The organism is Microvirga sp. M2 (assembly GCF_047497095.1).
Classification (GTDB): Bacteria; Pseudomonadota; Alphaproteobacteria; order Rhizobiales; family Beijerinckiaceae; genus Microvirga.
Genome location: NZ_CP134064.1, coordinates 996769 through 1015411, shown reverse-complemented (window position 1 = coordinate 1015411; position 18643 = coordinate 996769). Strand labels below are relative to the sequence as shown.

Sequence of the window (18643 nt, the reverse complement as noted above, 5' to 3'; positions counted from 1 at the left end):
TCCTCAATCCTGGTGACCAGACATGACCAACGTCGTTTGCATCCATGAATTCGGCGGCCCCGAGGCCCTCCGGCTCGACACCGTCGAGCTTCCCCCACCCGGTCCCGGCGAAGCGCTCGTGCGACAGTCCTTCGCCGGCGTGAACTATGTCGATGTCTACCATCGCACCGGCCTTTACCCGCTGCCGCAGGTCCCGGCGGTCCTCGGCGTCGAGGGAGCAGGCACCGTCGCGGCAGTCGGCCCCGGGGTTGATTCCGTCGCCGTCGGCGACCGCGTGGCCTATGCGGCCCTTCCGGTCGGCGCCTATGCGGCCGAGCGCCTGGTCCCGGCCGAGCGGCTCCTGCGCCTGCCGGCGACCGTCTCCGAGCAAGGTGCCGCCGGCATCATGCTGCGCGGCGTCACGGCCCATATGCTTCTTCACCGCACCTATCCGGTCGGGCCTGGTACCACCATCCTCGTGCACGCCGCCGCGGGCGGCCTGGGCCTGGTCGTGACGCAATGGGCGAAGCTGCTGGGCGCCACCGTGATCGGCACCCTGGGCAGTGCGGAGAAGGCGGGGATCGCCCGGGCCGCCGGCCTCGATCACGCGATCCTCTATCGGGAGACCAGCTTCGTCGAGGCCGTGAAGGAGCTCACGGGCGGCCGCGGCGTCGACGTGGCGTACGACGGCATCGGCGCATCGACGTTGCTGGAGACCTTCGATGCCGTGCGTCCGTTCGGCACCGTCGCGAGCGTCGGCCAGGCCGGGGGACCGATCCCGCCGATCGAGGTGGCGCAGCTCGGTCCGCGGCGCTCGCTGTCGCTCTCGCGGCCGAGCGTGTTCGGTTACATGACCGACCTCGACGCCTACCGCACGGCGGCGACCGCGCTTCTGTCCCTGCTCGAGCAAGGCAGGATCGATGTGCGGGTCGAAGCCGTCTACCCGCTCGCCGACGCCGCCCGGGCCCATGCCGATCTCGAAGGTCGACGCACCACCGGGTCCATCCTCCTCGCCGCCTGACCTGCATCCGGGCCCGGACGTCTCCGGGCCCCTGTCCTGTCCCGGAGTTTCCATGCCCTACTTCGTCGCCCTCGTGGCCAGTTGCGTTCTCGTCGCGGCCGCCCCACTCCTCGTGCGCTTCAGTTCGGTCGACCCCACCGCGACACTCTGGTTGCGCATGGTCCTCGCCGCGGGTGTGCTGATTGCCGTCACACCCGCGCGACAGGCACACACAGAGCCCCTGCGCGGTCGCGATTACGTTCTCCTGGCCGCGGCGGGCCTGCTCTCAGTCGGCGACATGGCGGCCAATCACTGGGCCGCCGTTGAGACGACGGTCGCGAACGCCGTCCTGCTGATGAATCTCTCGCCGGTGTTCGTGACCATCCTTGCCATCTTGTTCCTGCGGGAGCGTCCCTCCATGGGGCAGCTCGCCGGATACGGGGTGACGGTCGGTGGGGCCGCGCTGATGACCGGGATTTCGTTCGAGGGCTGGCGATTGGGTCTCGGGGAAGGCCTCGCGCTGCTGTCGGCCCTTCTCTACGCGGCCTACTTCCTCGTCGTGAAGGATCTCCGCCGGCGGGTGTCGGCCACGCGCATCATGCTGTGGACGAGCGGGATCGCGGCCGTCGTTCTCGCACCGGTGGCAATCGGCTCGAGCGATCCGCTTCTGCCCCCAGCGGCCCTTGGCTGGCTGCCCATCGCCGCGATGGCGCTTGGCGTGCAGATCGGCGGCCATGGCCTGATGGCCTATGCGATGCACGGCCTGCCGGCATCGTATGCGTCCACGACCGCGCTCGCCCGCCCCGTGCTGGCAGCAGGTACGGCGTGGCTTCTGTTCGGGGAGGCGATGGGCCCGTGGCAGATGGCCGGAGCGGTTCTGGTCCTGGGCGGACTGGCGCTCGCTGCACGACGTCCCCCAACAGCCGACCCAGCCAGGACAAGCGCCGCTCCGGCGCCTCCCATGAGGACGTTGCCAGTCGCACGCCGTGGCAGGTGAGCAGGATCGTTCCGGCGGATGGAATGCAGAATTCCGCGCTGTCGCGGTTCCGCGATGCGGGCCAAGCAGGTTATCCCAATGGAGCGAGGGGATCGACGATGTCGCTGACGGATTGGACACCGCGGCCGCGGCCGCACCGGATGAACTTGGACGGAGACTACATCCGCCTTGAGCCGCTCGAACCCGCGCGGCACGGGGACGAACTCTTCGAGGCCGGCGCCGGTCCGGATCGTGACATGCTCTGGCGCTACCTCGCGGATCGTCCCTTCCCGGACCGATCCTCGTTCGAGCCATGGCTGGCACGGGCAGCCGCGTCGGAGGATCCTTTGTTCTTCGCCGCCGTTGATCGGGACACCGGTCGCGCCGAAGGCCGTCTGGCGCTCCTGCGGATCGATCCAGGCAACGGCGTCGTCGAGGTCGGCCACATCCTGTTTGGCCCTCGCCTGGCGCGAAGCCGAGGCGCCACGGAGGCGATCTTCCTGCTGGCCAGATGGGTGTTCGACGTCCTGGGCTACGTCGTTTCGAGTGGAAGTGCGACAACCGCAACCATCGCTCCAAGCGTGCCGCGATCCGCTTCGGCTTCTCGTATGAGGGGCTGTTCCGGCAGCACATGGTGGTCAAGAGCGAGAACCGTGACACCGCATGGTTCGCCATGACCGACCGAGACTGGCCGTCGTGCAAGGCCGCGTACGAACAATGGCTGTTGTCGTCAAACTTCGACACAACAGGACGCCAAGTCCAAGCCTTGTCCAGCCTGATGGAGCGTGCCTCCAGCCGAGAGCCGGAGGCGGATGAGCCTCGCGACACCCCGGTCGACTGAGGGAATGCCATGTTGAGACTGAAGCCAAATTGCGAGTGCTGTGACCGGGACCTGCCGTACGACAGTTCCGAAGCGAGGATCTGCTCCTTCGAATGCACATTCTGCACCGCATGTGCCGAGGGCAGCCTCAAAGGCGTCTGTCCGAATTGCGGTGGCAACTTCGCTGCTCGCCCCGTGCGCCCTGCGCAGCTCTTGGACAAGTACCCGCCCTCCGTGGTGCGCGTGCATCGCACCGTCCCGTGCCCCTCTGATTAGGCCACGGTGCTTTTGCCGGAAGGGTACTGCCCGTTGCAGACCAATGCCTCTCGGCTATGGGTCAACACCCTAAGGGCGCTCAACCGCGGTGCCGCGAAGTCGATGAAGGCGCGGGCTTTCGGCGCCATATGCGGCGCGCTCGGCATCACGAGTTGGACCGGAAGGGGCGCTGGCTCGCACTGCGGAAGAAGCCTGACCAAGCGCCCGGCGGCGAAATCCTCCACCACCTGATAGGACAGCGCGCGCCCGATGCCTCGCCCCTCCCTGACCACGGACAGCATCGCGTCGACCTCGTTCATCGCCATCCTGGGGGTCAGGCGGATCACCTGTTCCCGTCCATCGACCTGGAACCGCCATCCTTGCTGGCCTGGCCCGTCGGTCGGGAATATCACGTCGTGCCTAGCGAGATCAGCCGGCCGGGAAGGCGCTCCACGCCGGGCGAGATAGGCCGGGCTCGCGACGAGCACCCGCCCGACCTCGCCGATCCGCCGCGCGACGAGGCCGGAATCTGCCAAGAATCCGATCCGCACCGCGACATCGATTTCATGCTCGATCAGGTCGAGGTTGCGATCAGACAGCGTCAGTTCGGCCCGCAGCGACGGGTACGCATCGAGGAAGTCCCCGATGACGGGGGCCACGTGGCGGCGCCCGAACACGACGGGCGCGGTGATGCGCAGGACACCCTGAAGAGGACGCCCTGAGACTTCCGCGATGGCGCTTTCGTAGCCGGCGAGCAGGCGCTGGGCATGCTCGGCAAAGTGCCGCCCAGCCTCTGTCGGTGCTAGGCGCCGCGTGGTGCGCTCGACGAGTCTGGTCGCGACCCTCTCCTCCAGAGCCACAAGCGTCCGTGTGACCGACGGTGGCGAGCGACGCAGCTTTCGGGCCGCTCCTGACAGGCTACCTGCATCCAGGATGGCGATGAAGACAGTCAGTTCGTCGAGGCGATCCATGATTGTTCCGAATTGTGAAAGGCTGAATTGCCAAGCCAGGCCATTCTTCTCACAAGGCGCAAGGATTATCCAGAAGGTGTTCGATCCGACCGGATGCACCAAGCCATGTGCGGTGCCGAATGTCCCAACCCTTACGTCGATCGCTGGAGACCAACCGATGTACAAGCTCTACTACTCACCCGGCGCCTGCTCGATGGCGGTTCATATCGTTCTCGAAGAACTCGGCGTGCTCTACGAACTGGAGCTCGTGTCCGTGCAGAGCGGCGCGACCTCCCACCCTGCTTATCTCGCCATCAACCCGAAGGGACGCGTTCCTGCTCTCGCCCGGGATGGCGAAGTCCTGACCGAGGTCAGTGCGCTGCTTGTCTACCTCGCCGACAATCACACGGAGCCCCAGCTCCTTCCCTCTGATGCATGGCTCGCAGGCCGATGCCACGAGTGGCTCTCCTGGCTTTCAAGCGAGGTGCATCCCGCCTTCGCCCAGGTGTGGCGCCCTGAGCGCTCCGTTGAGGCGACGGCCTGTCAGGCCGATGTGCAAGCCAAGGGGCGGGCGAACATCCGCGCCCGGCTCGAAGAGATCGAGGGACGGCTGGCAAGGACCGACGGATATGCGGTCGGCAACCAGTACACGGTGGTCGACCCTTACCTCCTCGTCTACTTCGGCTGGGGTCGGTACGTGGGCCTGGACATGGCCGAGTACCCGGCCTTCACCCGTCATGCGGCCCTCGTGTCGTCCCGGCAAGCGGTTCGTCGCGTCATGAAGCAGGAAGGACTGCTGAAGGCGGCCTAGGCCTGTGACCGTATCGTCGCCGCGCATCATTCAATCTCCCCATCTCGTCGCACAGGAAAGCAACCCAGTGAACACCCTGCCCCACAATGCAGCCCTCGTGGTCATCGATGTCCAGCAAGCCTTCGATCTTCCGAGATGGGGTTTGCGCAACAACCCGGAGGCTGAAGCCAATATCGCCCGCCTGATTGCCGCCTGGCGGGAAACCGGCCGTCCGATCTTCCACGTGCATCACGAGTCCTCGTCTCCGACGGGAGCGTTTCGGAAGGACGGACCAGGAGTGCGGACCAAGCCAGAGGCCCTGCCGCGTGAGGGCGAACGGCTTTACTGGAAGACGGTCAACAGCGCCTTCATTGGCACCTCGCTCGAGGCCGATCTGAGGAAAGCAGGAATCGGCACATTGGTGATCGTCGGCTTAACGACCAATCACTGCGTCTCAACGACCGCACGCATGGCAGGAAATCTCGGGTTCGCCACGTCCGTCGTATCCGACGCCACCGCGACGTTCGAGCGGATCGGCCTGGATGGTAGAATGAGGCCTGCGGATGAGGTGCATGCCTCCGCGCTCAGCGATATCGACGATGAATTCGCCAGCGTCGTCCCGACGTCTGCGGTCCTGGCCGCGGCGGCAGCAACGGCCTAGTACCCTGGCTACCCCAATGTCGTTCCAGTCCTCCTTATCAGACCGGAGGCAGCCGAGAGCGCTTGGGGGATCGGACCTGCATTGTCAGGATGGACACGTCAGTCTGGAAAGGCAGCATCGCATGAGACGGCTTATTGGCTCAGGATCGAAATTCGAACACGACATCGGCTACTCGAGAGCGGTCGTCGATGGCGACTGGATATTCGTCTCCGGCACGACCGGTTTCGACTACGGGTCCATGACGATCTCGGATGACGTTGTCGAGCAGACGGAACATTGGCCATGCTCTTGAGCAGGACGGAGCTTCATTCGCCGACGTTGTCCGGGTTCGCTATATCCTGCCCGAGCCCAGAGACTTTCCTCTTTGCTGGCCGTCCTTGCGCCGTACCTTTGGCGAAGTTCGTCCCGCGGCAACGATGATTGCGGCAGGCCTCGCGGATGCGAGAATGAAAATCGAGATCGAAGTGACTGCCCGTCGAGCAGGGGATTGACGGATCGCCGTGCCGCCGTTCGTCGGCCAGTGGCATCCCGGGTTCGCATCTCGTGTTGGAAATCCAACATGATTGAAGGAAGGGTCAGCGCGGTGAATCTGCCGCGATCGAAGGAAGGTTCAAGGGTCATGGGATCGCATACACAGGCATGCCACGGTTGGAGCCACGCCATCGGACCCAGCCATCAGGGGGCGCGGCTACACTATGTGCGGCAAGGCCACGGCGATCCTGTTTTGCTGCTCCATGGCTGGCCGGGATTCTGGTACGACTGGCGCCGTGTCATTCCAGGGCTTGCCTCGCTCGCAGACGTCATCGCGCCGGATCTGCGTGGGTTCGGCGACAGCGACAAGCCCGACCTTCCGCCGTCGTCCGGATATACCCCCGAGGTTCACGCGGACGACATCGCCAACCTGGTCGATCATCTCGGACTGGCTCCCGTCGTGGTCGTCGCGCACGACATCGGCGCCACGATCGCGCAGACGCTCGCACGCCGGTTTCCGCACCATGTGCGGGCACTGGTCCTGCTGAACCCGCCCTATCCCGGCATCAGTTTGCGCCGCTTCGAACCCCAGGCCCAGCGCGAGTTCTGGTATCAGCACTTCCATCAGTTGCCCCTCGCCGAGGAACTGGTCGGCCATAGCCGCGAGACGGTCGACGCGTACTTACGCTACTTCTATCGTCACTGGACGGGGCGGCAGGACATGCTGTCGGATGAAGAACTCGCCATCATCGTCGATGCCTACGCGCGCCCAGGCGCCTTCGCGGCCAGTCTGACCTACTACCGTGCACGGGCCGGGGCCAAGGATGCAAAGGCAGCAGGGATCCCGCTCGAGAAAATCGTGCAGCCGACCTCCGTCCTGTGGGGAGAAAGCGATCCTGTCATCCCGGTATCCTGGTCGGACCGGCTTGGCGACACGTTCGCCGACTTCACCCTGAGAACGCTTCCCGGAGTTGGCCACTTCGTGCCGTGGGAGGCGCCGGACGACGTGACCGAGGCTGTAACGCGAGTGCTCCACATCGGCGCATTGCCGACGGATGGGCACGAATGTATCGAAGCAGCTCCCTAAAACGGTATCCTCAGCGCCTCCGTTCCGAGTACCTCGACGGAACCTTGAGCCCGCGTTTGATGGTCTTGAGCGCGATCAGGCTCTTGTACTTGCACGCCACCGGCTGCTCGGTCATCAGCCGCTTGATGCAGGCATCGCGAGCCTATGAGGGCGAATACAACCGCATGCCGACGGGTATGTCATCACCGCCGTCCAAATCGACCGCATCCGTGCCGACGGATTGGCCTGGGGCCTGCTTCCGGCAGGATCATCAGGGGGGCCTATTTCTCAATTGTCCGTACAGCAGAATTCCCGATGGAAGCCATGGCGCAAGGTCTGAAATGGGTCAAACTGAGCCACTGGACATGACTGTCTGAAGGTCCGCTTGCCGCAGGAAAGCGGTTCCTCGATCTACTTCCGCCCCGTGCCAAGAGCTGCCCTTCCCACGGTTGGAGTTAAGGGGTCGACGCCGATCCAAGGAAGGCGCGCGCAGGTGCTTGCAGGCAGCGCAGCGTCCGGGCGTGTCGGTCGGCCCATCATCACAACTTGCGAAACGGCACGATGTTAACGGGCTCGCAGGCCGACCCGACGATCGACGCAATCGCATGCTCCAAGTCAGCGCTGCGGAAGGGCTTGGCCAAACGCGGGACGCCCAGTCCGGCCCGCTCCGGCAACTCGGCATGGCCGGTGGCCAGCAGGATCGGGAGCGTGGGCCATTCCGCTCGGATTCGCTCCGCCAGCTCCAGCCCCGTCATGCCTGGCATCGCATGATCGGTTATAATAAGGTCAATCGACATTCCTTGTCGCAGGATCCTCAGGGCCGCCTCGGCCGACGAGGCCTCCACCACAGTGTGGCCGAGGTCTTCCAGCATGGCGGTGGTCCCGGTCATCACCAGCGGATCGTCCTCGACCAGGAGCACCGTGCAGGTGCGATGCTCCGGACGGGCTTGCTCATCGCGGACCCCTGATCCCCTCACCACCTCACCTTGGGGCAGCCAGATCTCGGCCGTCGTGCCTTTCCCCGTCCCGCTCCGCAATGTCAGGGTGCCGCCCGATTGAACGGCAAGGCCATGGATCATCGAGAGTCCCAGACCTGTGCCCTTGCCAACCCCCTTGGTCGTGAAGAAGGGCTCGATGGCGCGGGCCAGCGTAGCCGCATCCATGCCCATCCCGGTGTCGCTCACAGACACGCACACATAGGCTCCGGGCTGAAGGCCACGCCCGTTACCCTCAGCCAAGTCGTCCTGATGCGCCGAGATGGTGATCCGACCGCTGGCCGGCATGGCGTCGCGGGCATTCACCGCCAGATTGAGGAGCGCCATTTCCAATTGGTTCGGGTCCACCTTGACCGGCGGCAGGCCCGTGGGAAGCTGGGTCACGATCTCAATGCTCGGGCCGAGGGCGCGGGCCAGCAGGTCGGTCATGCCGGCCACGAGTTGCGCCACGTCGACGGCTTGCGGCGTGAGGTCCTGGCGGCGGGAGAAGGCCAGCAGCCGCTGTGTCAGCGCTGCGCCGCGCTCGGCTCCCTGAAGTGCTCCCTCGAGCAGCCGTTTCGCCCGGTCGTCGTCTTTGATGCGCTTGCGCAGGAGATCCAGGTTGCCGAGGATGACCGCCAGCAGATTGTTGAAGTCGTGTGCGATCCCGCCCGTGAGTTGACCGATGCTCTCCATCTTCTGGGCCTGCAACAGGCGCTGCTCGGTCGCATGACGCTGTTCGCTCGCATGCCGAAGCTGGATGAGGGCCTCCTGTTCCGCCTGGGCGCGCCGGAGGGCCAGCCAGGAGACGAGCCACAGGACGAGGGCGGACAGGCCTGCCACCGCTCCGTAGACCGCCAGATTGCGGTACCAGTGTCTCAGCACAACCGCGGCATCGATGCCGAAAGCAACATAAACCGGATAGGCGCCAACATGGCGATAGGCAAAGTACCGCTCGCGCTGATCGATCGAGGAGATCCCGGACAGCACGCCCCCGTCAGGCTGGATCGCGATGCTGCGCATGAGGATGTTGTCCGGTCCAAGCCGGCTGGAGGCCGCCTGCGCGGGAGATCCAGCCAGGATCGAACCATCTTGGCGGATCAGGACTGCCGCATGAGGTCCGGGCGGGGCAGCCTCCTGGAAAAAGCGGGTGAAGTATTCAGGGCTGAGCGCCACGTGGATGATGCCGTCGAAGTGGCCGTCTGGGGTCGAGCGGCGGCGGCTGACCGCGAACGATGGCTTGCCGGTCGCCTTGCCCTGGAACGGCGCACTGATGTACGTGCCGGCATCACGCCCGCGCTGGGCCTGGAACCACTCGCGCTCGTCAATGGTGACATTGGGATCCCATGGCTGGCTGCCGGCGCGGACACGCCCTTTGGCGTCCGTGATCCAGATCGAGACTGCCTGCTCCAGGGGAGCCTTGAGCCGCTGGAGGAAAGCGCTGGTCTCGGGAGCTGCGATCTCGTCCCGGGACATGCCACGAGTGTAGTCCTCGACCCGCCCGATCGCCAGATCGCCAGATCGACGGTATCGAACACCTTGTGAGCGTGCTCGTGCAGGATTGCAGCCGTGCGGGAGATCGTCTCCTCGTTCTCGCGCAGGACCTCCGACCGGTTCCAGGCTGCGGCGGCCGCGAAGACGACCGCCGGCACGAGAAGCGCGGCAATCAGCAGCAGCCGGTGCAGGCGGACAGAGGACATCGACACGATGGATACCGAGCGTAGGTCAGGTGAGACGCGATCAAGAAAGGCCCCGGCAGATGCGCCGAGGCCCCGCGATCGGATCACATGGGGTCTTGGCAGGGATAAGGCAATCCGGGCGCACGCACCAGTCCGCCGGACAAGAAGCCTTCGGAAGCTGGATGGGCTGTCCGATGACTGCGGGACGTACGGGGCTTGGCCGCCGCATGGATTGATCCGTGGTTTTGCGCCACGCTGAAACCAGCCCATGGAACGGCGGTTCCCCTCGTTAATGTGTGTCGGTCCAAGCGGGTCAGATTACCTTGCCGGACTGGCCCAACACCAAGCTGCCGGGGCCCATCCAACGGTCTGTCCTGCCCCGACGCCGGGGCGCGGGGCCGGAAACGGTCGCCCCGGCGTGGCTCACGGACGCCCGCCTATTCGCACCCGCAGTGCTTTCCAACGCACCGCCGCGCCCGGTGTTCAGCCGGGAGCGGCGGTGTTGTTTCATCCAGCCGAGGTTCAGGCGACGCGGCGGATCCGCTGGGCGGATGTCTCGGCCTGGGCCGTCATCGTCCGCGTGGCCTCATCGGCTATGCGAATGGCGAGTTCGGCGAGATGACGACTGTTCTCGACCGTCTGCTCCAGGGTGTCGCGCATCAGTGAGCTTTGAACCGCCGCCAGGTCCGTGACCGACCGGCAGCGGGCCAGGGCATTCAGGTGTTCGAGGTTCTTCTGCCAGCGCCGCTGGCTCAGCTCGAACGCCTCACGGGAAATGCCCTCGAGGCCATGGGCCAGGGCAGTGCTCGACTGCGCGACGGTCCGGAGATTGTGCGAGGTCTCTTCCGTCTGCTCCTGCGCCTCCGCACCCGGATAGCCCAACATCTGCATGGTTTGCCCGGTCGAGCGGCGGGTGAGCTCCGAGAAGGCACCCAAGCTGGCCTCCAGCGCCTCCTGCATAGCGCGCGCCATGGTCTGGGCGCCTTCCATGCCAGCGCGCAGGGTGTCCGCCATGTCCTCCGTCACGCGCTGGACGGTTTCGACCTGCTCGCGGCCGCGGCGGGCTTCGTTGCGCTTCAGCTCGTCAAGGTTTGCCATCTCGTCCTCCACTTGCTCTGCGACCGCATTGGCTTCCTCGTCGCTCAGGACCTTGAGCATCGCGGGAAGCAGTTCCTTCCGGTCGTCTCGGATATGCTGCTGAAAGATGCGCCTCAGCTCGGCGACCTTGCCCAGGAAGTCGCTGCTGTTCTTCGGCATGCGCTCAAGTTCGGCTAGGAGCGCGCTGATTTCCCGATTGTCGTTGCTGGCCGCGTGCACGAGATCCTGCATTCCGTGCCGGCGCAGCACGGGAAAGAGATGCTCCTCCTCTAGGGCCGCCAAGAGCTCCAGCTCCTGCTTAAGATCTTGGAAGAGACGCTCACGAGTTTTGACTGCATTCTCCGACGTGGCGAGCAGCTTGTCGAAAAGCTCATTCGCCTTGTCCGGCGGGGCTTGGCTGAACCGTCTGGTCGTCGTCATCTGTCCTTGCACCTGTGAAATGACACGGTCCCAAGCTCTCGTGCTTGGGCCATGTGGCATGACATTAGTCCCGCTTGAACCAAAACGCGCCACACAGACGCCTGAGCAGACGGCGGTACTCTGTGCCTGCCGTCGGCTGACTCGTCTGGTGTCACGTTGCTACTGAAGTTCCAGGGCGCTTGACCCTGAGCCCTGGCCGCCCGCAGCACAGCCAGTGATTGCTTTTCACGATCCACGTTAAGTGGCGATCGCCCCTGATGTTCCGGCCCGTTCCGTCGCGAAGGCGAACAAGGCTGCGGCTGTTTAGAGATCACGGAAGACAATCCTGCGGGGCGATCCCACGGTGTCCCGCGCAATGCGGCGACGCAGAGGACGATCCGCTTCAACAACACCTTGGCGATCGGTCGCAAGACGAATCTCTCGGCATGCTCGCATCGATCGACTCGGCTCGTGCACCAGCCGGTCAGCCGGGCTTCTCACTCGGCTTGCTCGTGCGCCCCGCTCTCCTCCGGAGGAAGGCCCACTATCCCATCAAAATCCCCGCGGGCAGCTCGAACCACGTCAACTGATCCGTCACCGCCTGCACCCCAGGCACGTTCTCAGCCACGACCTTGGCGGCCTGTCGCTCGCGCTCATCGAGGATGGCGCCGGTCAGGCTCACCACGCCATTCTCGACATGCACCCGGATGAACCTGCCGCCCCAGCTCTGCTTGTCGAGTTCCGCCAGCACGGCCTTCCGGATCTCATCATCGGCAATGGTGGCGGGGGAGGCCGTCGGCAGGGTCCGCGCGAGCGCCCGCAACACGTCGGAGCGGGCCACGATCCCGACCACCTTGCCGTTCTCGAGCACCGGCAGCCGCTTGATCTGGTGGCGGCTCATCGCCGTGACGACCTCTTCGAGCAGCGCATCCCGGCGTGTCGTCACGGGATCCGTCGACATCACCTGCTCGACCCTGCGGCCATGGGTCCGCACGTATTCATCGGCCAGCTTGCCCGGACCGACGAGGAATTCGAGCCATGAGGACCGCCTGCGTTCGGTGCCGAGCTCCCCTCTGCGCAAAAGATCGCCTTCGCTGATCATCCCGGCCAGCATGCCGTCTCGCGTCGTGACGGGAAGGCCGCTGATCCGCTCCGCCAGCATGAGCTTTGCGGCTTCGGCGATGGTGGTGGACGGCTCGACGCTGATCACCGGTGTGGTCATGACAGCTTCAACAATCATGGGTTCCTCCTGATGATCGGGTCGCATTTCTCGGAAGGCGGGAACTCGCCGCGTTCTTGATGGGGAGCTCGACGTCGTGGCGCTTACGCCTGCGAGAGCCTTCCCTCCGATCGGGCCAGTCTACTCCCGCTCAGCCGATCCCGCAGCTTTCCCGTCGGATGTCAAAGCCACAGAACGGCAGGAGCAGCGGCGTGGACTGTCTGCTTCTTGGATGGCCCATCCAAGGACATCACTCCACCCACGCTGATCAAGATATTCGACCAAGCGGAGCACGGCGTTGGCCAAGCCGATACCAGCGCGACCGCGTCCTGGCCCATCCCTGATCCTCGGCTAGGACCCAGAGATCAGAGGTGACGATAGGACGGCCAGCGCCCGGCAGCAGCGGATGGTCGGACACAAGCCCGATGAGGCGCAAGGCAGGTGCGCTCGCGCACGTCCAGTGATCGAGAATAGGAGCACTGCTGAGGTCGGCGGCAGTAGGGCCGTGCCCATCCCGAAGAGCGCCAAGATCGGCTGCAAGCCGGTGAAGACGCTCGATCTCCTCGGTGACCTTCGCGCGATTCAGCTCGCGCTTGTTGGATATTACGAACATCGAAAACCCTTTGATTGGAGACATGCCAAGCCCACCGCCATGGTTAAGGATTAAGGGGAATTAAGGGGAATGGGGCGCGACGGGCTCGTCTCGTTGTGAAAGGTTGAATGCTCCAAAGAGCGTTTTGCCCAGAAGCTTGGGCTCAGTATGGGAACACTGATTGCTCGAAGATGGCCCGAGCCAGCTCTCGGGCTGCACTCCGCTCGGCCGGAGCCATGGCGAAGCGGCTACCTCCGCCTATCTGGTTCAGACATAGTATCTCTGGAGCAAGCGCAGGAATCCCAGGACGAATGAGAGGGAGCGGCTTCGTCAGCAACGGAACGAGCTCACGGAACACTAGCATGGCTGTGAACTCCCAATCGTCACTGAAGCATGGTGGCCACCCAATCGGCAGGACTGATATCTTAAACCTCCAGTCCAAGAAGGGGGGGCCCTTGCGGTTCATGGAGGCTTGGCCCCAGGTGTTCACAGCTTTTCTGTAATCCTTGGCGGCTGCACGCGCTCTCTTCGAGCTCGATTGCATTGGCAGCAGGACATGCGCATCCATCCAAGCAAGCATCGCCACCGTGTCACGGACTGGCTGGGCAGGCATGTCAACAATGATCGGTTGGCCGCTCGGCCGCGATTCGACATGGCGCCGGATGTGTGCGGCGACCGTTGTGGGATCTGCGCCGGGAATCGTTGCCGTATCAAAAGGGACGCCATCGACGCCATGAAGCACTGGTGGGTGCTTGGATGAAAGCACCTGAAGATGCAGCGGGCGCCGTCCCAGTTCGCACGCTCCGGCCGCGAACTGGATGCTGCATGTGGTCCGCCCTGCCCCTTGCGCCTGGCCTGCAAAGACGAATAAATCCATGACTTCCTCCTGGGTAGCAAGGAATCCGGGAGCACCGGATCCTGCGTTCGAGTCACGGCCCCGCTTCTACGGCTTGCTCAGGCGGCCGTCCGGGCGGTTGGTAGTGGTTTCCCCGGGTTCATCTTCCCATACCGCCGTTAGGATTCCCGCAGCGCTGTTGGTATTCCCGGACCTGGAATCAATAGGATCGAATCCATCCGTTCGTGCGCTGTGGAACTCTTTCAAGGGTATGCGCGACTGACTTTCGATCGTCGTCGCGTCTGAGCCATGGTGAGCAGACTTTGCTATCCGGCTGGCGCCGGTAGCTATGGCGTCGTACGTCTTGTAATATGTACCCTGCCTCCAATTCCTGCCTACATCGAAAGCCACGCCTCATGATGGCCAAGTAGGGAACGGAGAGCGACATCGCATTGATGAAATGTTGGCTCACGCGCGCATCAGAGAAGACCAAACGCTGCTGATTAGACAGCCTGGGGTGAAGTTTCGAATGAGGCCGATGGAAGGGTACGCAAGGTACAACCGGCCGAGCCAGGTAAAACCTAGATGCCGTCAATCGGTAATCCCGGGAGCCGGGTCCTACGTGTCGGTGTTCCGTCTCAGAACTACTCAGTGCAGCGGCAAGGAAACCTGGGAAGTAGTTGATCCCCCGGGCTTGTCTTCCTTCAAGCAAGGATCGGATCCCCGGGCAGTTGAGCAAGCACACAGGCTCCGAGATAGGATTCCATCGCTCTTGCAAGCGTGACCGGCAAACACGCTTTATATGGGGTTAACGGTCAGAGGCTTGGCAGGACTCACACCCTCACTGGAGAGAAGCTAAGGATGCAAAATTGATCGGCTGGGTTGACTGCTATAGGTGCAGCCCAACGGGCACGCGAACACCTCCGCCACATCGCGTGGAGACAACCTGGATACCCTTTTGCCTCAGATCACGCGGTAGAGCCCACTTCAACCAGTTTCTTGGCCTCGCCTGCTCGCCAGGAAACAGGACTCCCTAAGGTCAGGACCCATAATTGATCGAAAGCGTCAGATGGCTGCACCCTATACCGCCGTAGATGTTAAAGTGTCAGTCAAACCGGTAGCCGCCCGTGTCATGTGGCACGGGCGGCTTGGTCCTAGCGCGTTTCTATCTTTCGAGCGGAGACTAGAAGCATCATCGGCCGTTCGAGCTCTTCGGCCAGTTCAGGCAACTGCTCGATCTGTTCGCGCGTCGGTGCGAATTCCTCGACCCGGCGCAGCTCGAAGCCCGCATCGATCAGCGTGTTGAGCGTCGTGCCGAGGGTCCGGTGATACTTCAACACGCCCTTGGTGAACCAGTCCGTGCGGCGCTCGCCCTCAAGTGAATAGCCGTTGACCGGCCAGGTCTTGCGGCCGTCTTCGTCGATGATCCAATGCGGATGCGCCGCAGCCATGAAAATCGGATGCTCGGCCGTAAAGACCAGATCTCCGCCGGGAACCAGCGCCTTATTGATCATGCGCATGAGGCGCCGGAAGTCCTCGACATAGTGGAACGTCAGGGCGCTGTAGACGAGATCGAAAGCCGCCTCGGGCAGTTCCAGCGTCTCGAGATCCGCGATCCGATATTCAATGGCGGGGTCCGAGGTATCGGCCTTAGCGCGGGCAATCATATTCTGCGACAGATCAAGGCCAAGCACCGAGACTGCGCCTTGCGCGCGCATCCAGCGCGAGGCCCAGCCGAAGCCGCACCCTAAATCGACCACGCGCTTGCCAGCAAGCGCGGGCAGCATGGCCCGGATCGCTGGCCATTCGGGCGCACCGTCCAGCCCATACACCTGTCGCGGCAATTGGCTGTAGCCAGCGAAGAAATTGGGATTGTCGTAGATATTCTGTGCCATTGTTAACTCCATAGTGAAGGGAGGACGAGGCACGTTTCAAAGCCGAAGGACCTCGTCCGCGAGGGGCGAGGCCAGGGTTGGCGATCCGCGTGTTCAGTTTGCGTGGTCGACATCCCGGCACCCCGCCTTGGGGATGCCGGCCAACCGGGCGACAATATGGGTGTCCTTCTCGACCATGGCCGACATCTTGGCGAGACCTCGGGCAGTGTCAAGCCTGCGGCACGGCATGGTTGCTGCTTTGGCCATACAGCCCGCCCTTGGCGGGGCAGGGTTCCATCTTCCTTCGCACCGTGATTCAAGTGCGGCAGGAGGACCTGCCGATGTCTGACAAATTCTGGCTCACGGAGGCTCAGCTCACGCGCCTCAAGCCCTATTTCCCGCGCTCGCGTGGCGTCCCCCGTGTGGACGACCGCCGTGTGATTAGTGGGATCATTCATGTGATCCGGAACGGATTGCGATGGCGTGATGCTCCCGAGGTCTATGGTGCCCACAAGACACTGTATAACAGGCTCGTCCGCTGGTCGCGGATGGGCATTTTCGAACGCATCTTCGCGAGCTTGGCCGCTGAAGCCGGGCGGCCAGACCGGCTCATGATTGACTGCACCCATCTCAAGGCTCACCGCACTGCTGCAAGCCTGCTCAAAGGGGGGATTTACCTCGCCGCATCGGCCGCACGAAAGGCGGGTTGAACTCCAAGCTCCATGCGGTCTGCGATGAGACGGGTCGCCCCATCATCCTGCTGCTGTCCGAGGGTCAGATGAGCGACCATAAGGGTGCTCGGCTCATGTTGGAAGCATTGCCTTCTGGCTCGGCGCTGATTGCCGAGAGGCTACGACAGCAACTGGTTCCGGAAGGCTCTTGTCGAGAAGAACATTACGGCCTGCATTCCACCGACCAAGAACCGGAAAGTGCCGATTGCCTACGACAAGGCGCTGTATCGCCAGCGTCATAAGGTTGAGAACATGTTCGCCAAACTCAAGGACTGGCGCCGGATCGCGACCCGCTATGACCGCTGCGCCCCACCTTCTTCTCGGCCATCTGCATCGCAGCGGCCGTCGCCTTCTACCTCGATTAACGAGTCCTGAGCCTAGACAGAGCTTGTTTTCCCGGAAACATTTGGCAGCACAGGCAAGTCTTGGACCTATGACCCATTCGCTTCTGAGCGATAGGTCTACCGATATCCGCTGGGTTTTAGGGATTCGGGATGATTCTTTTTGGAAGGGTACAGCAACCCCTCGTTGTATGAATGTTGTATCCGCCGCAGCAGATGCTCCACCCCGATACAGCGACCATCCTCTAAGGGCTTGAGTTATAAACCAAAAGAGTGGAGCGGGCGATGGGAATCGAACCCACGACATTCAGCTTGGGAAGCTCAGGCAAGCCATTGATTTAGTTGCCTCACGTTCCTCGTCCATCAGGATGAAAGGAACGTCTCGTGAGGGACAATCGAACACTACAAAAGGAAACCGCCACCCTGGGGGTTGGAGCCCAGGGCAGCGGCAATAGCGTCAGGAAGCCCGCTAAAACTTCCGAGAAAGAATTTAGGACAAAGTCCCCTCCCCTAGCAAGCTTCATTCCGATCTGGAGTGATGACCGGCGCCACTTCCAAGGCTGGGAGGTGGTTCATGGCTGAGCATATCTCCTTATCCTCACCGGCAGAGGCAGCCCAGCGCGATTATGCGCAGCACCTCATCCTCATCGCCGAGTTCGCTGACCTGGCAGCTCGGGCGACCGCAGTAGGTGATACCTTCGGCGCATCCCGATACGCACGTCACGCGCACGAACACATGCGCGAGTCCTGGCGAGTTCTCGTTCGCTGGCGCGATCAGCTAGAGCAGCAGAATGGAGGCCGCTCGTGAGCGCGCTCGAACTAGATCATTTCGATGAAATCGACCTTGACCGCCTCAGCCCGTTGAATGCTGAGCCTCCGACCAAGGTCCGGTTTTCCTCTGCCTATCGGCTCCGGCAGAAGGAATTTGAGCCAATCAAGTACGTGGTGCCCGGCTATATCGCGGAGGGATGCACCTTGCTGGCGGGCCGCCCGAAGCTAGGCAAGTCTTGGCTTGTGCTCGAAATGGGCTTGGCCGTGGCCATGGGCGAGGCCTGCCTGGGCGGCGTTCTTTGCGAACAAGGTGACGTTTTATATCTGGCGCTCGAAGACAACGAGCGCCGGCTCCAAAAGCGTATGGACAAAGTTCTCGGGCCGCTTGCTGACTGGCCTGAGAACTTCCACTACGCCACCGAATGCCCGCGGGCAAACGAGGGCGGGCTCGATGCGATCCGAGATTGGATCAAGAATGTCCGACATCCTCGCCTCGTGATCGTGGACGTGCTGGCCATGTTCAAACCGGTACGCGGTGACAAGGAGAACATGTACGAGGCCGATTACCATGCTATCAAAGGCTTGCAGGCCTTGGCCTCGGAACACCGTGTGGCAATCGTCGTAGTGCATCACACCCGCAAGGGTGGCAGCGATGTGGACCCGTTCGAAAAGGTAAGCGGCACCCTAGGCCTCTCAGGTGCAGCCGACACGACCATTGTCCTCGACCGGGACAGCAATGGCGCCACTATCTACGGGCGCGGCCGCGATATCGAGGAGATCGAGAGCGCAGTCGAGTTCAATACGGGTGATTGCCGGTGGTTCATCCTTGGACAAGCATCGGAGGTGCGACGGACAGACGAGCGATCCGCCATCCTCGAGGTACTGCACGACGCCGATGAGCCGATGGGGCCGCGTGAAATCTCCATCGCTACGGGAGCCGACCGGAACAACATCGATCAGCTCCTCTACAAGATGGCCAAGGCCGGAGAGGTACTGAAGGCGAAGCGAGGCCGATACATCCATCCCAGCCGAGCCGATCTTATCGAGGTTCAGACCTCTACCCCCAATAAGAACGATAAGAAGATAAGGAATGGAGAGGGTGACGCGATTGAGGGTTGGGTCGATGAATAGCTCTCAATCTTACTTTCTTATCGATCTTATC

Annotated in this window: 15 protein-coding genes and 3 pseudogenes; 11 read left to right on the top strand and 7 right to left on the bottom strand. The window is 63.0% G+C overall.

Annotated features, from left to right (window positions below; translation table 11 throughout):
* Positions 1-22: 22 nt before the first annotated feature.
* From RE429_RS24300 to RE429_RS24285, 4 genes and pseudogenes are all read left to right on the top strand, one after another.
* Positions 23-1000, top strand: coding sequence for a quinone oxidoreductase family protein (locus RE429_RS24300; protein ID WP_414474338.1), 978 nt, complete (start codon positions 23-25; stop codon positions 998-1000).
* A gap of 52 nt (positions 1001-1052) precedes the next feature.
* Positions 1053-1976 carry a DMT family transporter gene (locus RE429_RS24295; protein ID WP_414474337.1) on the top strand — a complete coding sequence of 308 codons (924 nt, stop codon included), beginning with the start codon at positions 1053-1055 and terminating at the stop codon, positions 1974-1976.
* Positions 1977-2074: 98 nt separating this feature from the next.
* A pseudogene (locus RE429_RS24290) lies at positions 2075-2796 on the top strand (GNAT family N-acetyltransferase).
* 9 nt (positions 2797-2805) lie between these two features.
* Positions 2806-3051, top strand: coding sequence for a DUF1272 domain-containing protein (locus RE429_RS24285; protein ID WP_414474336.1), 246 nt, complete (start codon positions 2806-2808; stop codon positions 3049-3051).
* Here RE429_RS24285 and RE429_RS24280 read toward each other — a convergent pair.
* A complete protein-coding gene (locus RE429_RS24280) occupies positions 3048-4001 on the bottom strand; it encodes a LysR family transcriptional regulator (RefSeq protein ID WP_414474335.1) in 954 nt (317 codons plus the stop codon). The two genes, RE429_RS24285 and RE429_RS24280, sit on opposite strands and share 4 nt — an antisense overlap.
* 157 nt (positions 4002-4158) lie before the next feature.
* Between RE429_RS24280 and RE429_RS24275 the strand changes: the two genes are divergently transcribed.
* The 4 genes and pseudogenes from RE429_RS24275 to RE429_RS24260 all read left to right on the top strand — a co-directional run bounded on the left by RE429_RS24275 (position 4159) and on the right by RE429_RS24260 (position 6989).
* Positions 4159-4791: a glutathione S-transferase family protein gene (locus tag RE429_RS24275; RefSeq protein WP_414474334.1), complete on the top strand. Its 633-nt coding sequence runs from the start codon at positions 4159-4161 to the stop codon at positions 4789-4791.
* Between the two features lie 67 nt (positions 4792-4858).
* Positions 4859-5431 (top strand): cysteine hydrolase family protein, encoded by a 573-nt coding sequence (locus RE429_RS24270; protein ID WP_414474333.1) that lies wholly within the window; start codon positions 4859-4861, stop codon positions 5429-5431.
* A 121-nt stretch (positions 5432-5552) separates the two neighbouring features.
* Positions 5553-5922, top strand: a pseudogene (locus RE429_RS24265) (RidA family protein).
* A 128-nt stretch (positions 5923-6050) separates the two neighbouring features.
* Positions 6051-6989: an alpha/beta fold hydrolase gene (locus tag RE429_RS24260; RefSeq protein WP_414474332.1), complete on the top strand. Its 939-nt coding sequence runs from the start codon at positions 6051-6053 to the stop codon at positions 6987-6989.
* Positions 6990-7507: 518 nt separating this feature from the next.
* Here the strand turns inward: RE429_RS24260 and RE429_RS24255 are convergent.
* From RE429_RS24255 to RE429_RS24230, 6 genes are all read right to left on the bottom strand, one after another.
* Complete coding sequence (locus RE429_RS24255) at positions 7508-9418, bottom strand: response regulator (RefSeq protein WP_414474331.1); 1911 nt, start codon at positions 9416-9418, stop codon at positions 7508-7510.
* 725 nt (positions 9419-10143) lie between these two features.
* The gene (locus tag RE429_RS24250; RefSeq protein ID WP_414474330.1) at positions 10144-11139 is read right to left on the bottom strand and encodes a phasin family protein; all 996 of its coding nucleotides are present in this window, start codon (positions 11137-11139) and stop codon (positions 10144-10146) included.
* Between the two features lie 523 nt (positions 11140-11662).
* Positions 11663-12358, bottom strand: a complete 696-nt coding sequence (locus RE429_RS24245; protein WP_414474329.1) for a CBS domain-containing protein — start codon at positions 12356-12358, stop codon at positions 11663-11665.
* Between the two features lie 247 nt (positions 12359-12605).
* On the bottom strand, positions 12606-12950 hold the full coding sequence (locus RE429_RS24240) for a DUF6634 family protein (protein WP_414475904.1): 345 nt from the start codon (positions 12948-12950) through the stop codon (positions 12606-12608).
* 1968 nt (positions 12951-14918) lie between these two features.
* Entirely contained in the window at positions 14919-15659 is a 741-nt protein-coding gene (locus RE429_RS24235; RefSeq protein ID WP_414474328.1) for a class I SAM-dependent methyltransferase, read from the bottom strand.
* A 93-nt stretch (positions 15660-15752) separates the two neighbouring features.
* A complete protein-coding gene (locus RE429_RS24230) occupies positions 15753-15905 on the bottom strand; it encodes a hypothetical protein (RefSeq protein ID WP_414474327.1) in 153 nt (50 codons plus the stop codon).
* A 74-nt stretch (positions 15906-15979) separates the two neighbouring features.
* Between RE429_RS24230 and RE429_RS24225 the strand changes: the two are divergent.
* The 3 genes and pseudogenes from RE429_RS24225 to RE429_RS24215 all read left to right on the top strand — a co-directional run bounded on the left by RE429_RS24225 (position 15980) and on the right by RE429_RS24215 (position 18612).
* A pseudogene (locus tag RE429_RS24225) lies at positions 15980-16734 on the top strand (IS5 family transposase).
* A gap of 550 nt (positions 16735-17284) precedes the next feature.
* The gene (locus RE429_RS24220; protein ID WP_414474326.1) at positions 17285-17518 is read left to right on the top strand and encodes a hypothetical protein; all 234 of its coding nucleotides are present in this window, start codon (positions 17285-17287) and stop codon (positions 17516-17518) included.
* Entirely contained in the window at positions 17515-18612 is a 1098-nt protein-coding gene (locus RE429_RS24215; RefSeq protein ID WP_414474325.1) for an AAA family ATPase, read from the top strand. The genes RE429_RS24220 and RE429_RS24215 overlap by 4 nt, the downstream gene beginning before the upstream one ends.
* The last annotated feature ends 31 nt before the right edge of the window (positions 18613-18643 follow it).